Annotated in this window: 16 protein-coding genes, 1 pseudogene and 1 riboswitch; of the genes and pseudogenes, 10 read left to right on the top strand and 7 right to left on the bottom strand. The window is 37.2% G+C overall.

Annotated features, from left to right (window positions below; genetic code table 11):
- The first annotated feature begins 70 nt into the window (after window positions 1–70).
- The 4 genes from pepE to ACFX5U_RS06500 all read left to right on the top strand — a co-directional run bounded on the left by pepE (window position 71) and on the right by ACFX5U_RS06500 (window position 3991).
- Complete coding sequence (gene pepE, locus ACFX5U_RS06485; protein WP_400262820.1) at window positions 71–775, top strand: dipeptidase PepE; 705 nt, start codon at window positions 71–73, stop codon at window positions 773–775.
- 69 nt (window positions 776–844) lie between these two features.
- Window positions 845–2161: a magnesium transporter gene (mgtE, locus tag ACFX5U_RS06490; RefSeq protein ID WP_400262821.1), complete on the top strand. Its 1317-nt coding sequence runs from the start codon at window positions 845–847 to the stop codon at window positions 2159–2161.
- Between the two features lie 95 nt (window positions 2162–2256).
- Window positions 2257–3360, top strand: a complete 1104-nt coding sequence (locus ACFX5U_RS06495; RefSeq protein WP_400262822.1) for a thiamine pyrophosphate-binding protein — start codon at window positions 2257–2259, stop codon at window positions 3358–3360.
- Entirely contained in the window at window positions 3344–3991 is a 648-nt protein-coding gene (locus ACFX5U_RS06500; RefSeq protein WP_400262823.1) for a thiamine pyrophosphate-dependent enzyme, read from the top strand. The genes ACFX5U_RS06495 and ACFX5U_RS06500 overlap by 17 nt, the downstream gene beginning before the upstream one ends.
- 46 nt (window positions 3992–4037) lie before the next feature.
- On the opposite strand, the gene ACFX5U_RS06505 is transcribed toward ACFX5U_RS06500, so the two are convergent.
- The 6 genes from ACFX5U_RS06505 to ubiE form a co-directional block, all read right to left on the bottom strand.
- Entirely contained in the window at window positions 4038–5351 is a 1314-nt protein-coding gene (locus ACFX5U_RS06505) for a voltage-gated chloride channel family protein (RefSeq protein ID WP_051959805.1), read from the bottom strand.
- Between the two features lie 49 nt (window positions 5352–5400).
- Window positions 5401–5463, bottom strand: a riboswitch (Fluoride riboswitch).
- A gap of 5 nt (window positions 5464–5468) precedes the next feature.
- Window positions 5469–5843, bottom strand: a complete 375-nt coding sequence (locus ACFX5U_RS06510; RefSeq protein WP_038697216.1) for a DUF423 domain-containing protein — start codon at window positions 5841–5843, stop codon at window positions 5469–5471.
- 10 nt (window positions 5844–5853) lie between these two features.
- Window positions 5854–6300, bottom strand: coding sequence for a GNAT family N-acetyltransferase (locus ACFX5U_RS06515; RefSeq protein ID WP_400262824.1), 447 nt, complete (start codon window positions 6298–6300; stop codon window positions 5854–5856).
- A 53-nt stretch (window positions 6301–6353) separates the two neighbouring features.
- The gene (locus ACFX5U_RS06520) at window positions 6354–6803 is read right to left on the bottom strand and encodes a GatB/YqeY domain-containing protein (RefSeq protein ID WP_038697220.1); all 450 of its coding nucleotides are present in this window, start codon (window positions 6801–6803) and stop codon (window positions 6354–6356) included.
- Window positions 6804–6819: 16 nt separating this feature from the next.
- Window positions 6820–7593, bottom strand: a complete 774-nt coding sequence (locus tag ACFX5U_RS06525; protein ID WP_400263573.1) for an SDR family NAD(P)-dependent oxidoreductase — start codon at window positions 7591–7593, stop codon at window positions 6820–6822.
- 25 nt (window positions 7594–7618) lie between these two features.
- Window positions 7619–8359 (bottom strand): bifunctional demethylmenaquinone methyltransferase/2-methoxy-6-polyprenyl-1,4-benzoquinol methylase UbiE, encoded by a 741-nt coding sequence (ubiE, locus tag ACFX5U_RS06530; protein WP_038697224.1) that lies wholly within the window; start codon window positions 8357–8359, stop codon window positions 7619–7621.
- Window positions 8360–8790: 431 nt separating this feature from the next.
- On the opposite strand from ubiE, the pseudogene dnaB reads away from it, so the two are divergent.
- Window positions 8791–10399: pseudogene (dnaB, locus tag ACFX5U_RS06535) on the top strand (replicative DNA helicase).
- A 100-nt stretch (window positions 10400–10499) separates the two neighbouring features.
- Here the strand turns inward: dnaB and ACFX5U_RS06540 are convergent.
- Entirely contained in the window at window positions 10500–10904 is a 405-nt protein-coding gene (locus ACFX5U_RS06540) for a hypothetical protein (protein ID WP_038697228.1), read from the bottom strand.
- A 164-nt stretch (window positions 10905–11068) separates the two neighbouring features.
- Here ACFX5U_RS06540 and dinB point away from each other — a divergent pair, with 164 nt between their 5' ends.
- The 5 genes from dinB to rseP all read left to right on the top strand — a co-directional run bounded on the left by dinB (window position 11069) and on the right by rseP (window position 17859).
- Window positions 11069–12169 (top strand): DNA polymerase IV, encoded by a 1101-nt coding sequence (dinB, locus tag ACFX5U_RS06545; protein ID WP_400262825.1) that lies wholly within the window; start codon window positions 11069–11071, stop codon window positions 12167–12169.
- Between the two features lie 98 nt (window positions 12170–12267).
- Window positions 12268–14397, top strand: a complete 2130-nt coding sequence (locus tag ACFX5U_RS06550; RefSeq protein WP_400262826.1) for a S9 family peptidase — start codon at window positions 12268–12270, stop codon at window positions 14395–14397.
- 154 nt (window positions 14398–14551) lie between these two features.
- Window positions 14552–15340, top strand: a complete 789-nt coding sequence (locus tag ACFX5U_RS06555) for a hypothetical protein (RefSeq protein ID WP_038697232.1) — start codon at window positions 14552–14554, stop codon at window positions 15338–15340.
- Window positions 15341–15355: 15 nt separating this feature from the next.
- Window positions 15356–16513, top strand: a complete 1158-nt coding sequence (locus ACFX5U_RS06560; RefSeq protein WP_038697234.1) for a 1-deoxy-D-xylulose-5-phosphate reductoisomerase — start codon at window positions 15356–15358, stop codon at window positions 16511–16513.
- Between the two features lie 20 nt (window positions 16514–16533).
- Entirely contained in the window at window positions 16534–17859 is a 1326-nt protein-coding gene (gene rseP / locus ACFX5U_RS06565; RefSeq protein WP_038697236.1) for an RIP metalloprotease RseP, read from the top strand.
- Window positions 17860–17927 lie beyond the last annotated feature (68 nt).

Below are 17927 nucleotides of genomic sequence, written 5' to 3' on the forward strand. Positions count from 1 at the left end.
TTAATTATGTTGAAATAAGGTAATAAATTCTAAATTTGAATGATTTTTGATTAGTAAGATTATATTAAATATGAATAGTAATTTTAGATTGCTTGTTATCAGTACGAGCACAATTCACGGAAGTTCGTTTTTAGCTTATATAAAGGATGATTTCGTCGACTTCATTCAAACGGATGAATTGATTTTTGTGCCCTATGCAAGGCCCTCTGGGATTTCTTATGATGATTATACGGTAAATGTCCAATCAGCATTGGCTGAAAAGGGGATTGCAGTAAAAGGTTTACATACATTTTCGGATAAAAAGGAAGCAATCAAACAGGCAAAAGCAATTTTTATAGGAGGAGGTAATACTTTTCTTTTACTCAAAACGCTGTATGAATTGGATCTTATTGGCGACTTGAAAACTGCTGTTGCGGCAGGTGTCCCTTATGTAGGTACTTCTGCGGGATCTAATTTAACGGGATTGACGATAGGGACAACTAATGATATGCCCATTGTTTATCCACCTAGTTTTGATGCCTTGCAGTTTTTGCCCTTTAATCTCAACCCACATTATCTGGATCCAGACCCCAATTCCACCCATAAAGGAGAAACAAGAGAAACGCGGATAAATGAATTTCATCAATTCAATTGTCAAGCAGTTTTGGGATTAAGAGAAGGAAGTTGGTTGCATGTCGAAAATGGCGAAATTCAACTTAAAGGTACACTATCAGCAAGATTGTTTCAACAAGGAGAAGAGCCTATTGAGCTTAATCCTGGTCAACTTAATTTCTGAGACTTTTGCACATCATGTTTGCAATTCAGTCTTTTGATCTTAGCGGCGACACTAAAAAAGTAAATATTTATGGGAAAAAAAATAAAAGTACATCCCGCAGATCTTGCTGAGGCTCTAGGTAAATTAGATAAGGAGTCTTTATATCAACAATTCAATCAATATAATCTTGAATTGAAACTCGAGATATTCTCCTTTTTAGAAAAGGACGTTCAATATCGATTAGCACGTTCTCTTTCTGAATCGCAACTGACTGAATTGCTCAATAATTTGAAACCCGATATTAGGAATCAATTGTTTTCTGATTTACCTGATAATTTGATTAAATATTTAATCAATCTATTGAATGAACGGGAAAAGCAATTGGCTCTGAAGCTGATTGGTTATGCTGAGAACAGTATAGCACGACTGATGACTCCTATGTATGTACAAGTTCGACCTTACTTTACTGTCGAGCATGTTTTTAAGCATATTAAGTTATTTGGTAAAAAGGCTGAGACATTAAATTTCATTTATGTGGTAGATGAAAATAATGTGTTGATTGATGATTTGAAAATAGGAGAGTTGTTATTGGCAGATGCTGATACGAAAATTTCGGAATTGATCGACTATAATTTTGCTGCTATAAAAGCAGCGACACCTATGGAGGAGGCGTTTGAGATTTTTCAAAAATATGATCGAAGTGCGCTTCCTATTACGACAGAAAATGGAGTTTTGGTGGGGATTGTCACGTTTGATGATGTGTTGGATCAGATAGCAGACCGTGATACGGAGGATATCCATCGTTTTGGTGGTATGGACGAGCTCGATGTTGCATATACAAAAACGCCCTTGATGAAATTAATTCAGAAAAGAGCAGGGTGGCTTGTTATTTTATTTTTAAGTGAAATGCTGACGGCATCAGCAATGGCTTATTATGATGGTGAAATAGAAAAAGCAGTAGTTTTAGCATTATTTGTTCCATTAATTATTTCGAGTGGCGGAAATTCGGGTTCACAAGCTGCTTCTTTGATTATTCGTGCCATGGCTTTAGGCGAAATAAAGCTAAAAGATTGGTGGTATGTGATGAAACGGGAGATCTCTTCAGGATTGATTTTGGGAGGGATACTGGGTATTATAGGTTTTTTAAGGATTTTAGTATGGCAAGAATTGGGAATCTATGATTACGGTGTCTATTGGCTGTATATTGCCTTAAGTGTATCCATATCGTTGTTATTTGTGGTGCTTTGGGGGACTTTGTCTGGTTCTGTGATTCCGTTTGTTTTACGGAAGTTTGGTTTAGATCCTGCAACTGCTTCCGCACCATTTGTAGCGACTTTGGTGGATGTATCTGGATTGATTATTTACTTTACCATTGCAGGTTTATTTTTAGCGGGTAAATTGCTGTAAAGTTTCTTTGCATAAGATTTTAAAACTGATCGTGCTTTTCATTGTTATTTAAAGACCGAGCATTAAATTGGCTCGATTGACTTAAATAACTTAATATGGCAAAGATTGTTGCAGATCAATTGGTTGAAATGCTTGTTGAAGCAGGTGTAAAACGTGTATATGCGGTTACGGGAGATAGTCTTAATTTTTTTAATGAAGCCATCCGTAAGGATGGTCGAATCAAATGGATTCATGTAAGGCATGAAGAAGTGGGGGCTTATGCTGCAGCTGCTGAAGCTGAATTGGATGGCATAGCCTGTTGTGCTGGAAGTTGTGGCCCAGGGCACATCCATCTTATCAACGGTATGTACGAGGCCCATCGTTCTCATGTTCCCATGATCGTGATAGCGTCTACCATTAATACCCCGGAAATGGGAATGGGATATTTTCAAGAAACAAATACCATCAAGCTTTTTGATGACTGTAGTTGTTATAATCAGTTAATCACTACAGCCGAACAAGCACCTCGAATTATTCAAACGGCTATACAACATGCGATTGGGCAGAAAGGTGTAGCAGTCATCGGTTTACCGGGCGATGTGTTAGAGATGAAAGCTCAAGATTCGTCAGTATCTACACAGTTGTTTCGTGTAAATCCAGTCATTCGACCTTCTGATGATGAGTTAGATGCTCTTGCTAAGACAATCAATGTAAGTAAGTGTGTGACTATTTTTTGTGGAATTGGTGCTACAGCTGCCCATCGTGAAGTTGTTGAACTCTCACAGAAGATTTTAGCTCCTGTAGGTTATTCTTTTAGAGGAAAGATGGGGATTCAACATGATAATCCTTTTGAAATAGGTATGACAGGTCTATTGGGACAGGCATCAGCTTATCAGAGTATGCACGAGTCTGATCTGGTCTTGTTATTAGGGACTGATTTTCCTTACGATAAGTTTATGCCTGAAGATAATAAAATCATTCAAATTGATACTGCAGTGGAACGATTAGGACGGAGGGCAAAACTAGAGATGGGGCTATGTGGTGATATTAAACACACCCTGCTGGCGCTATTACCGTTATTGGATCAAAAAGAAGATACGAGCTTTTTAGAATCTCAATTGAAGATTTATGAGAAAGTGAAAGATAATATGAGGATGTTTATGGAAGAGCAGGGGGGAGAGGATACCATTCAACCAGAGTTTCTTGGCACACTGCATTAACGAACTCGCCACCGACAGTGCAATCTTTACCGTTGATACGGGTATGACCTGCGTTTGGGGCGCTCGCTTCATTACGGGGACAGGTAAAAGACAGATGTTAGGTTCTTTCAATCATGGGTCAATGGCCAACGCAATGCCTATGGCAATAGGTGCAGCGCTGTCACATCCTGAAAGACAAATCATTGCTATGTGTGGCGATGGAGGTTTGTCCATGTTGCTTGGTGATTTAGCGACAATCAACCAGTATCAACTACCAATTAAAATCATAGTCTTCAATAATAGATCGTTGGGTATGGTTAAATTAGAAATGGAAGTTGTTGGATTGCCAGATCATGAGACCAATATGATGAACCCTGATTTTGCTGCTATAGCTCAAGCTATGGGTTTTAAAGGCATTAATGTGCATAAACCCGAGGAAGTAAGGAATGCTGTAGAATTTGCATTATCGCATCCTGGACCTATTCTTCTAAATGTTTTCACCAATCCTAATGCATTAGCAATGCCTCCGAAAGTAGATTTTGATCAAATGGTGGGGATGGCAAAATCCATGTCCAAGCTGATGTTAGGTGGCAAGATGCAGGAAGTACTGGATACCATAAAATCCAACTATAAACATCTCAAAGAGCTGTAATGTATACTATAAAACACCTAAGAATTTATTTATGTTATCGGATTCTTTAGGTGTTTTTATACTTTTTGAATTTCTTTAATTTTTCTTGGATACCAGATCTCCGTCTCTTTAAATGGAGGTAAAAATGATGTTTTGGACCTTTTAAAATTTGACTTGAGTAAATCCCATTTGCACCAGAAAAGAAATAGGCAATACAGCATGCTATACCAAAATATATACTTGCCTCATAACCAAAGAGCTCGATTCCCATGAGTAGACAAGCAAATGGTGTATTGGTCGCTCCAGCAAACACGGCGATAAAACCCATTGCTGCCAATAATCCCAGGGGTAGTGGAATGATTCCAAAGAGGGCATTGCCGAGTGCCGCTCCAATAAAAAAGAGGGGTGTTACTTCTCCGCCTTTAAATCCAGCTGAAAGGGTGAATGTGGTCAGTAATAGCTTAATCAAAAAATCATAAGAATTTAAGGGGCTGTCAAATGATGCTAATATTGTAGGGATCCCTAATCCAATATATTTCGTGCTTCCTAAGAACCAAATCGAAAGTACAAGTATCAATCCTCCGATAAAAGGTCGAAGTGGAGGATATGCTATTTTTTTGAACACCGTGCCAAAGAGGTCACTGCATAGTGTAAAGAGGTAGGCCACTAATCCGAAAATTGCACCTGCCACAACTGAATAAAGTATGGATGATGTATTTATTGCAGGTATGTCCTCCTGAATATGGTAATGTGTGTGGGCTACATTCCATAGGGAACATGTATAGTTGGCGATAAAGGCAACGAGTATACTTGGGATCAGTGCTTTTAATCTGGACTTTCCCCCTGTGATGACCTCTAATCCAAATAATGCTCCGGCCCAAGGTGTCCCAAAAATAGAAGCAAATCCGGCACTAATTCCAATTATAATTAAAATTTTCCGGTCATCATGATTGAGCTTCAAAACTCTTGTGCATTGATCAGCAATAGCTCCTCCGATTTGTACTGCTGTCCCTTCTCTTCCTGCCGATCCTCCAAAAAGGTGGGTGAGTAACGTACTGAACAAAACCAAAGGAGCCATTTTTAAAGGGATTGGATGTTCACTTTGGTAATATTCTTTAAGTAAAAGGTTATTACCCTTGTCCGATACACCACCGTAGTAGTAATATAATAGGCCAATGGTCAATCCTGCTAGGGGTAAGCCTAAAATAATCAAAGGATGGGCCTCTCTATAATTGGTTACCCAAGACAAACTTGTTAGAAAGAAGGCGGAAATGGAACCAACGACGCTACCGACTACTGCGGTAATCAATAGCCATTTTAGGGCTGTGATCGTTATTGTACGAAACGAATTTTCTGAAAGGTTACTGTTTTTTGCTAACATGTCTACTTGATAATATCATACACCATTACAAACGGTACAGCTTGTACCATCTAAAGTAGACGTCATCAGCTTCTTAAAGCGGTTTAGGGCAGACATCATTGCCTTATTTAGGTAAAATTAAATAAAACGGATGATTAATGCAACCCAACCCACGATCATTAAGAGTCCTCCTAGTGGTGTGATAGGGCCTAGGAATTTTAGATTCTTATTCCAATACTGCGCGAACGACAGCAAATAGATGCTAACTGAAAATAATAAAGTACCCGCAGTCATACTATAGAAGGCTAATCGTTCACTGTAAAGATCAAAATGTAGATTGAAGCCAAGCACTAATAAGGTAATTGCTATATACATTTGATAACGAACGCCAACTTCAAATGAGGCAAGTTTTTCTTCGCTGATTATTTTTTTAAAGGCATGTGCCCCAAAAGCTCCTAACATAATTGCTGTGGAACCTAAGATTGCTGCTGTGATGATTACAAGATTATTCATAAAAGTATGTTTAGGGTTTTATCATATCAATGTGGGGGATTCCGAAATCCAAGTATTCTTCTGATACTTGTTCAAATCCAAAGCAACCATAAAATTTCTTTAAATAGGTCTGAGCACCGATCTGAATAGCTGTCTGGCCATGTTTTTCGTAAGTTAGGGCAATTGCTTTTTCTACGAGCGATTTGCCATAATGATTTCCCCTGAAGGAAGGGTTCGTGACTATACGTCCAATAGATGGCTCCGGATAAGAGAAACTTGGTGGTACAAGTCTCGCATAAACAATAATTTCATGGCCGATTTCTGCCCAAAGATGGGAGCAATGGAAATCTTTATCGTCCAATTCTGGGTAAAAACATTGTTGTTCATTGACAAAAATATTTACCCGTAATTGCAGAATGCGATATAATTCTTCCGTAGTCAATTCGGAGAAAGCCTTATGTTTCCAAAATAATTCCATAAAAAAGAAGAGCTATATTGCTATAGCCCTTTTATAATATTACGTGTATTCAATTAAGCTAATAATCCTTTTACAAGTTCAGAGATGGTGCGGCCATCAGCTTTCCCTGCCAATTGTTGGTTAGCAGCTGCCATTACTTTTCCCATATCTTTCACCGAGGATGCTCCAGTAGTACTGATGATTTCCTTGATAATCTTCTCGACTTCTTCCTTACTTAATTGTTGTGGTAAGTATGCTTCAATAACTTCCTGCTCTTCGACCTCAATCGCATATAAATCTTCTCTGTTTTGATCTTTGTAAATCTCAGCAGATTCTTTACGTTGTTTAACTAATTTCTGAAGAACTTTGATTTCTGTTTCTTCTGTCAATTCTTCGCTATGACCTTTTTCAGTCTTTGCTAGTAAAATTGCTGCTTTCACAGCACGTAAGCCACGTAATTTACTCGCATCTTTTGCGATCATCGCTGCTTTAATATCCTGATTGATTTTTTCTTCTAAAGCCATATTTTAATTGATTTTATTATTTTCTATTTATGATCGTTCCTGAGGCCTGCGCAGTAGGCATGATAATAAGGTCATTGATGTTGACATGCTGGGGTCTACTGATGACAAATGATATCGTTTCTGCGATATCTTTTCCCGTTAATGCTTCGATACCTGAATATACATTTTTCGCACGATCCTTATCTCCCTTAAAGCGCACTTCTGAAAACTCTGTTTCAACCATTCCAGGGTTGATACCGGTTACTTTTATTCCCTTTGAAAGTAAGTCAATACGCATCGCTTGATTTAGCGCATCTACCGCATGTTTACTGGCGCAGTAGACGTTTCCATTGGGGTATACCTCTTTAGCAGCGATTGATCCTAGATTGACGATATGCGCTCCTTCTTGGTTCTCTAAAAGGGGTATGACAGTTTTTGTTACGTACAATAGTCCTTTAACGTTGGTGTCAATCATACGATCCCAATCGCCGATGTCACCATCTTGAATAGCATCCAAACCTTGACTTAGGCCCGCGTTATTGATCAGGACGTTGATGTTTTTCCATTCTTCAGGGAGGTTATCTATTTTAGTTTTTACTTCATCGTAATTACGAACATCAAGTTCAAAGATGTGAATAGCGAGTTTTGGGTATTGCTTTGTCAACCTATCCTTGATTTCTTCTAATCTTTGGAAGCGACGAGCGCAAAGTAATAAGTTAAACCCTTCATGTGCGAAGACTTCGGCACAAGCTTCTCCGATACCTGAAACTTGCCCCTGTGATGAATATTGTCTTTGACATCGTATTGATATTAAAAATGAAACTTAATTGCGAGTTTTATTTTGTCGCGATATAAATGGTACAAACCCCGAAAGTTTGAGGACGAATGATTGTGCTTGAAAATCCTACAGCTTTTGTAATTGTCGCAAATTTTTCCCCATCGGGAAATCTAGCTACAGATTCCGGTAGATAGGAGTAAGCGCTTGAGTCTTTTGAGAATAATTTTCCTATTGTTGGTGTAATCCTTTTGAAATAGAAATTATACAATTGTTTTATTGGGAATTTTTTAGGGTTAGAAAATTCCAATATCACTGCTTTCCCTCCTGGTTTCAATACACGACAGATATCTGCTAAGCCTTGCTCTAGGTTTTCGAAATTACGAACCCCAAAAGCTACAGTTACAGCATCGAAGCTATTGTCTTCAAATTGAAGATGCTCAGAATCGCCAAGCTGAACTTCAAACTGATCGGATAGCCCTTTTTGTTTAATCTTTTGTTGTGCAACATCGAGCATGCCTTGGGAGATGTCTACCCCAATTATTTTTTTTGGATTCAATATCTTAATCGATTCCAGGGCAAAATCACCCGTTCCTGTCGCTACATCGAGCATGTACTGCGGAGCAATTGATTTTAAAGCATTGATTGCTTTTTTACGCCAAATTATATCGATACCTAAAGATAGAAAATGATTTAAAAAATCGTAAGTTTTTGAGATGTTATTAAACATGTCTGCAACTTGTTGTTTTTTACCGTCTTTTGCGTCTTTGTAAGGTTTTAATGATGATGCTTCATTTGTCATAGTAGCAAAGATACAATATTCTGATTGAGCTTTAATATGATCGAAAAGGAAAAAATGAAATCGCGGATTTTTCTGATTCAATCTCTTGTCGAATTAATAACAGGAATGTCCTTTTTAATATTTATTGGTTTTGTATTGTACGATTGCTAGGATAATTAGCGTAACTTTGTTAACATAGGGTAAAGTTGTTAACATTTATATAAGGTGTTGTTATTTAGCTATGGTTTTTGTTTATCAACATTTTTTTCCACATCAATTGTGGAAAAGTATCGATGTAAATCGATGTTTATCAAAAGCTTTTAGGGTCATTGTTTTCACAACTAATTTGACTGTGTACAACTCTTAAAAAATGTCAACCTTATTTTTTATACATTTGCTATCCGCTATCAATTTTTTAGCGTACATGCACACGTTTTGGATATCACATAAAGATGAGTAACGATAATAATTTTGAAGATAAGAATGCTGGAACTGGAAAGAAGACCAATTTCGGAGAGCGTAGAACTAAACTCAATAACTTAGTTGGCGGCATGGGCAAATTGCCTCCGCAAGCTTTGGATTTAGAGGAAGCAGTTCTAGGTGCTTTGATGTTGGAAAAGAATGCTTTAAGTGAAGTTATTGACATCCTTAAGCCAGAATCTTTCTATAAAGATGCACATCAGAAAATTTTCGAAGCTATTTTTAGTTTATTCCAAAAATCATCTCCCATAGATTTGTTAACTGTAACTGCTGAGCTTCGAAAGATGGGAGCTTTAGAGATGGTAGGTGGTGCTTACTATATAACGCAATTAACCGATCGTGTTGTTTCTGCAGCTAATATTGAATTTCATGCTCGGATTATTTCTCAGAAATATATTCAACGTGAATTAATTAAAGTTTCAACAGAGATCATCAACAGTTCTTATGATGAAACTTCTGATATCTTTGATTTGTTGGATCATGCAGAGAAGAGCTTGTTTGATATTGCTCAAAACAACTTAAGAAGAGATTCTAGGAAAATGGACGACATCATGCGTGAAGCAATATCTAATTTGGAGTTGTTGCGTGATCGTACTGATGGATTGACAGGAGTGCCTTCGGGTTTAACGGCATTAGATCGCATGACCTCAGGATGGCAACCTTCGGATTTGGTTATTATTGCTGCTCGTCCTGCAATGGGGAAAACAGCTTTCGTATTATCTATAGCACGTAATGCTGCGGTAGATCATAACAAGCCTGTTGCGGTTTTCTCACTAGAGATGTCATCGGTGCAGTTGGTGAATCGTTTGATTGCTGGTGAAACCGAAATAGAACAGGAGAAATTAAAGAAGGGGAATTTAGCCGATCACGAGTGGCAGCAATTGCATTCTAGAATTGGACGCTTGACTGAAGCGCCATTGATCATTGATGACACTCCGGCTTTAAATGTGTTTGAATTTAGGGCAAAATGTAGGCGTTTAAAGGCGCAGCATGATATTCAGATGGTTATTGTCGATTATTTGCAGCTTATGCAAGGTAAAGCTGATGGTAAAGGTGGTGGTAACCGTGAGCAGGAGATTGGTAGTATTTCAAGAGCCTTGAAATCTGTTGCGAAAGAGTTGAATGTTCCTGTATTGGCATTGTCTCAATTAAGTCGTGCGGTAGAGTCACGTCCTGGGAACTCAAAACGACCTATGCTTTCGGATTTACGTGAATCTGGGTCTATTGAGCAGGATGCGGATATGGTGTTGTTTTTATATCGTCCTGAATATTATGGTATGACAGAGGATGAAGAAGGACGTTCTACAGCTGGATTAGGAGAGGTTATTATTGCTAAGCACCGTAATGGTGAAACTGGTATTGTTCCACTTCGTTTTATAGGTAAATATGTGAAATTTGTGGATTTGGAAGATGAGTTTCTCAGGAATAGGTGCTGCTGATGGGTTTAATAACCCTACTTCATTTAGCTCTCCTGCTATGAATCCTTCTGCCCTATTTAGTGGAGGTGATAAGGGCGGTATGACTGGTGGTATTACCATGCCATCACGAATGAATGATATGCCTGATGATGCTCCATTTTAATGAAAAATAATTAAATCGTCTAAGTTTCTCAGATTTTAGTCTGATCACTTGGAATGATGCTATATCATGATAAAGGGCTGTTCATAGAACAGCCCTTTATTTATTTCATGCGGATAATTTTATCAACCACATAAACGGTATTTCCGCGCCAAGGTAATATTCCATGGTACTCTTTATAGTGTAAGTCGAAAAATTTTCCACTGTTCGTTTCAAGCTGTTTGAAAATGGCATCATCCTCAATGGAGAATTCGAACTGATTGCTGGTAATACCTCCTGTTTTCATCTGTCCAAAACCTTCTTGGATAAGTTTGCCTTCGTAAGTTTTGAAAACGTTACCTTTTTTTACGGCGTAATTTAAATAGCCGGATTTAACACCTTCTCCAAATACGAAGTAATATTTATAATAGGTTGCACATGCTCCAATGGCTACGATGAGTAGGATAGCAATGGTTAAAAACTTTTTGAAACCACCTGATTTTTTTTGTGTATCAACAGAATTGTTCATAATATCTTTATTTTAATATAAATATATAGGTTTTATCGTCAATATAATTATTCCCTCTAAAATAGAGATAGTCGTTTTTATTTTAATGTAGCGTTTTGTCTAAAATTATGATCAGATGAGACATCTCTGTATATAATTATATAGATTTGTCTTGACAAGAAGTTATGATGGATAGCACGACAGATAGGAAGAGGAAAATTATCCATTTGGATATGGATGCATTTTTTGCTTCTGTTGATCAACGTGATTTTGAGGAGCTGCGAGGGAAGCCTATTGCTGTTGGTGGATCTCCAGATGGTCGCGGTGTAGTGGCTACCGCAAGTTATGAGGCGCGTAAATATGGCGTTAAATCAGCTATGTCTTCTTCAAGTGCTCTAAAATTGTGTCCCCATTTAATATTTACTAAGCCTAGATTTGACGTTTACAAGCAAGTGTCAGACCATATTCGTACAATTTTCAATCGTTATACGGAGTTGGTTGAGCCCCTGTCTTTGGATGAAGCTTTTTTAGATGTTTCTGATGATAAGCAAAATATTGGATCAGCTTTGGAAATCGCAAAAAGAATAAAAATTGCGATAAAGGAGGAGCTTAATCTAACGGTATCAGCAGGAGTTTCTGTCAATAAGTTTGTTGCAAAGATAGCTTCGGACATGAATAAGCCAGATGGTCTTACTTTTATAGGTCCGTCCAAGATTTTTTCTTTTATGGAGGAATTGCCTGTCGAGAAATTCTTTGGTGTAGGGAAAGTGACAGCAAATAAAATGAGGTCATTAGGTATTTTTAAGGGGTTAGACTTAAAAAAGCAATCACATACTGATCTGGTTCGATGGTTTGGAAAATCGGGCGATTTCTTTTACCAAATTGTAAGGGGAATCGATGATCGACCTGTCGTCCCGAATCGTATTCGTAAATCAATCGGTATTGAGGATACTTTTTCTAGTGATGTAGCGCATGTAGAAGATTTAAAATTAATCTTACAGGATTTAAGTACAAGACTTTATGGTCGCTTAGAAAAAGGTGACAAACGGGGGAGAACCTTAACATTAAAAGTGAAATATGCAGATTTTACAGTATTGACGCGAAGTGTTTCCATTTTACAAGTTTTTAAAAAGCAAGAAGAAATGTACCAAGTTGCTCTGGCTTTATTCCTTAAATTGGAGTCGGATAAAAAGGTTCGTTTAATGGGAATTTCGATTTCAAATTTTCAAGATGAAAATAATGAGCGCTTCGAGGGGTATCAATTATCACTGTTCGATGATGAATGAATTTTGTGTTCTTAATAACCTTGTTACAACTTAAATTTCTTATAAATAAGGGCAATTTCCTATCTTAGTGCTCAAACTTAGATAATCTTCATATTTAAATGAGTAAATTAATTACCGCGCTGAGTCTTACGGCTTTTATTCTGGTTTCAGAATCTTCAGTTCAAGCGCAACAAAAACGATTGGATTTTGATCAATCTTGGGGGAATCGAAATTCATTAACACAGAGCATCAACAGTTATCCAGGTTGGGCAAATAATAATGCTTACTTAGAACGTGATGCCCAAGATGGTAAAACGTATCAAGTAGATTTGAAAACAGGAAAACGCGAAGTGTATATTGTGCCTGCTAAATCTTCTATAAAGGTATATGTCTCCAAAAATGATATTTTCATTCAGGATGGCAGTCAGGAAGCAAAGCAATTGACAAATTCTCCTGATATTGAAGAGCAAAATCCGACACTCTCTCCAGATGGCAATTTTATCGCATTTACACGCAAAAGCGATCTTTATGCTATTGATCTAGTTTCAGGAAAAGAAATTCGCTATACGAATGACGGTACAGATGTCATATATAATGGTTGGTCTTCATGGGTCTATTATGAAGAAATTTTAGGTCGATCGACGAACTATAAAGCTTTTTGGTGGTCGCCGGATAGTAAAAAGCTCGCTTTTATGCGCTTTGATGATACCAAGGTTCCGATGTTTCCGATTTATGTCTCCAAAGGTCAGCACGGGTATCTTGAAGAGACACGTTATCCAAAGGCTGGTGATCCAAACCCAGAGGTTAAAGTTGGATTTGTCAACGCGACGGGTGGTCAAGTTACATGGTCTGATTTTAACGAAAAAGATGATCAATACTTTGGTCAACCTTATTGGAGTTTTGATAGTAAGAATATCATGGTGCAGTGGATGAACCGTGACCAAAATAATTTGAAGTTTTATCAGGTTGATCCTATCTCTGGCCAAAAAGTGGAGATTTATGACGAAAAACAACCTTCGTGGATTAACTTAGATCATGAAGAACGCATTACTTATTTAGCCGATAATAAACATTATATCTTAAAATCAGATCAGACAGGTTGGGCTCATTATTATTTGTATACGTTAGATGGTAAGCTATTAAATCCAATCACATCAGGTGACTGGCAAGTAACTTCATTGGAGTATATTGATGAGAAGTCTAAAGTGGTTTATTTTATGGCACGAAAAGAAAATTCGGCTCGTTGGGATTTGTATCGCGTTGATTTTTCAGGTAAAAACTTGAAGCGATTGACATTTGGAGATTATTCTCATGACGTGAAGGTTTCTCCGAATGGTCAATATTTCATTACGAATTATTCCAATGTGAGCACGCCAAATAAAATAGCGTTAGTCGATAACAAAGGAAAAGTTATTAAGGAATTGGCCGATAGTAAAGCGGCGGATTTTAATGGATATAAATTTGGCGAAACAAAGTATTTCACTATTAAATCTGATGATGGACAGTATGATTTACCGGTGGTAGTTACTTACCCGACAGATTTTGATGAAACAAAAGAGTATCCCGTTATTTTTAGTATTTATGGTGGCCCTGATGCTGGAACAGTAAAAGATACTTGGAAAGGTACTAGAAGCCAATATTGGGCTAATGAAGGTGTTATTCAGGTCTCTGCCGACCACCGTGCATCTGGCCAATTCGGAAAACAAGGGGTAGCGCTTATGCATCGCAATTTAGGCCACTGGGAAATTATAGATTACGTTACGGTTGCAAAATGGTTTAAAGCGAAACCTTGGGTTGCTAAGCATAAATTTTTGATTACGGGCCATAGTTATGGTGGTTACATGACTTGTTTGGCTATGACAAAAGCGGCTGATGTTTTTGACTTTGGTATCGCTGGTGCTCCTGTAACATCGTGGGAATTGTATGACACCCATTATACAGAGCGTTGGATGGATACACCTCAGGATAATCCTGAAGGATACAAAAATGGTTCTGTATTAACGTATGCAGAGAAATATAAAGGTGTCTTAAGAATTATGCATGGTGATATGGATGATAATGTTCATTTGCAAAATACCATGCAATTGGTGGATGCATTGACAGATCGTGCTGTTCCTTTTGAATTGATGATTTATCCTGGTAGCCGACATGGTTTTGAAAGATCTAAGAGTGCTTATGATTTTAAGGAACGTGTACGTTTTTATTATCAGTATTTGCTCGAAAAACCAATTCCAAAAGAATTCAAATAGGCGTGTAAAAACAGAAAAAGCCATCTCAAAATTTTATTTGAGATGGCTTTTTTGTTAAGTCGCCTTTTATCTGTAAAAAAAGAAGAAATATTGGAGCGTTAAATTGTTGATAACCAAAAATTATTTCATCTTTGTGTAATCTATTTTTATTTCAATGATTCAGTTTCTCAAGGAGAGCACTTTTGCTGTTAATGAAGTTTTAAGCAAGTCAATTCGTATACTAAAGGGACATTATTTCTCTATTGGGGGATTGTTATTGTCTATTTTTTTATTGTTTGTACTTGCACATGAACTGACGTTTTATTTGGAAACGTCAAGTCTACTCATCAAAATCCCTTTGATGTTACTGTTTGCGATTAGTTTATTAGGTTTACAATTGTTCCTTTTTAAATACATTTTGAATCTATTGGATCATAAAGAGAACGTAGGGCTTGTGAAAACATGGCCATCGTGGTCAGAATTGGTTTCTTTTTTAGGAGGAATTGTCGTTTTTACCTTTGCTTCTATTTTGATTTCTGTATTTGCAATGATCGTGTGTTTCCCACTTATTTATATGGGGATTGATACGGAAGTAGTTTCTTTTGAAGTTGTACCAAATGTAGCGGCTATATTATCATTCTTTATTTTGCTCCGAATTTCATTTTTCCCATTCTTTATCATTGATAAAGGAGCAAATGTGACAAAATCGCTGCGATGGAGTCTTGCCATTACAAAGGGAAATATCGTTCGCCTATTTTTAATTCTATTGAGTTTAGCATTTGCTAGTGTAATGAATATCTATTGGGTCTATATGGATTATTCTATTATGGCGATAATATTTAGTATAATAAATTCGTTTTTGATTATTCCTTTGACATCTGTGGTTTATACAGTTGCTTATAGGGACATGATTCAGGAATATAAGGGAAGTGAAGACCCCAGTATTTTAAGTAATATATTTTAATAAAGAATTTTGATTTTGAAGAAAAAAGGAATCGCTATTTTAGGTTCGACGGGTAGTATAGGTACACAAACCTTAGATGTGGTTCGCGCTTTTCCTAGTCATTTTAATGTTGTTGTATTAACCTGTGCTTCGAATGCTACGTTGCTCGTTGCTCAGGCTTTGGAATTTCTACCCCAAGCTGTTGTTATTATCAATGAAGACCTCCTTGATTTTGTTCGGTCAAAATTAAGTCATACTTCCATTGCTGTTTATGCAGGGATATCTGCATTGGAGGAAGTGGTACAGTTTGAAGCAATTGATGTTGTTTTAAATGCTATCGTGGGGGCCGCAGGATTAAGACCAACAGTGAAGGCGATTGAGAGTGGGAAAGATATCGCTCTTGCTAATAAAGAGACATTGGTTGTCGCTGGTGAGCTGGTTATGCAATTAGCTTCGAAACATCAGGTTAAGATGTTACCTGTGGATTCAGAGCATTCAGCAATCTTTCAGTGTTTGGCAGGGGAGGAAAAGAATCCTATTGAGAAAATTTACATCACGGCCTCTGGTGGTCCTTTTCGTGGAAAAGATCGTTCCTTTTTATCATCAGTTAAAAAGGAACATGCCTTAAAGCATCCAAACTGGGTAATGGGTGCCAAAATAACAATTGATTCGGCTTCTTTAATGAACAAAGGACTGGAAGTGATAGAAGCTAAATGGCTTTTTGACCTTGAAGTTGATCAAGTTGATGTTATTGTACATCCGCAGTCTATTGTGCATTCACTGGTGCAATTTCAAGATGGTTCTATGAAAGCGCAACTTGGATTGCCCGATATGAAATTGCCGATACAATATGCCTTGTCTTATCCCAATCGTTTGGAGAATAATTTTGAACGATTTAATTTCTTGGATTATCCGGAGCTGACTTTCGAAAAACCCGACATGGCAACTTTTAGAAATTTGGCTTTGGCCTACGATTCATTGCGGAAAGGTGGTAATCGTGCATGTGTTTTAAATGCAGCTAATGAAATTGTCGTTGATTCCTTTTTGAATGATAAGATTAGTTTCTTGGGGATGAGTGATGTTATCGAGGCTGTGTTGGAAAAAGTAAATTACCTTGTGAGACCAAGTCTAGATGACTATATTGAGTCGGATTATGAGGCAAGGAGAATTGCGAGAGAAATAATCATTAAGTAAAATTATAGAAGAAGAGATACATGGGTGTTTTAATTATGGTGGCGCAAGTTATTTTAGGCTTGTCAATTTTAATTGTATTGCATGAGTTAGGTCACTTTTTAGCGGCTAGGGCTTTTGGAATCAAAGTAGAAAAATTTTATTTGTTTTTTGATGCTTGGGGTGTCAAATTATTCAAATTTAAATATAAAGACTGTGAGTATGGTATTGGTTGGTTGCCTTTAGGTGGTTACGTTAAGATTGCGGGTATGATCGATGAATCGATGGATACTGAGCAGTTGAAAGGTGAACCACAGGATTGGGAATTCCGTTCCAAACCAGCTTGGCAACGTTTAATTGTCATGTTGGGTGGTATTATTGTCAATGTGATTGTTGGTGTCATTGTATTTTGGATGTTAACATTCAAAATGGGGACTACCGATATTAAAAATGATCAATTGGTGAATGGTATTGTACCAGGAGAAATTGGTAAATCAATTGGGTTGCAGGTAGGAGATCGTATACTGGCCATCGATGGGACTAAGATTGAAAATTATTCTGATTTGATCAGTTCTAAATTATTGATGGGGGGAGTTGACTTGACGGTAAACCGTGGAGGTATCGATACTCAGGTACACGTTCCTGCAGATATTTTGAATACAATTGCAGATAAGAAGGATGAGAAGTTTATAGAGCCCCGTATGAAAATGACTGCTGTTGCAGCTACACAACCAGGTTCTGAAGCAGTAAAAATGGGCTTTATCAAAGGGGATAGTATTATTGCTGTTGATAATACACCTATCCAGTTTTTTGATCAATTTAAGGATCAATTAAAAGGGAAAGTTGGAAAGCAGATAGAATTGAAAGTTATTCGTGATGGCCAAGAACAATTATTAAGTGGTGTGGTTCCAGCGGATGCGATTTTGGGTTTTAATGTCAATCCAGATCAAACACTTAAAACATTTACAATACACTATAGCCTATTAGAATCTTTACCAATGGGTGCAAAGAAAGCATTTACTGTTATTACAGATAATGCAAAAGGGTTTGGTAAAATATTTAAGGGTGAAATTCGTGCAGATAAAGCACTTTCTGGACCTGTTGGTATAGCACAGTTATTTGGAACAGAAGTGGATTGGGTACGTTTTTGGTCATTGGTAGGTATGTTGTCGATGGCCTTAGCATTTATGAATCTATTACCTATTCCTGCTTTAGATGGAGGGCATGTTGTTTTCCTTTTGATTGAAATGATACAAGGAAAGCCGCTTAGTGAGAAGTTCTTAGAAAAAGCACAAATGGTAGGATTCTTTATTTTGCTGGCTTTGATGGTATTCATTTTTGGAAATGATATTTTTAAATTATTTAAGTAAGAAATATTAAGCTTATTGAACAAGGTCTTACTTCATTTGTAAGACCTTGTTTATTTTTAGATATTTGT

Source organism: Sphingobacterium sp. SG20118 (genome assembly GCF_044740685.1).
Classification (GTDB): Bacteria; Bacteroidota; Bacteroidia; order Sphingobacteriales; family Sphingobacteriaceae; genus Sphingobacterium.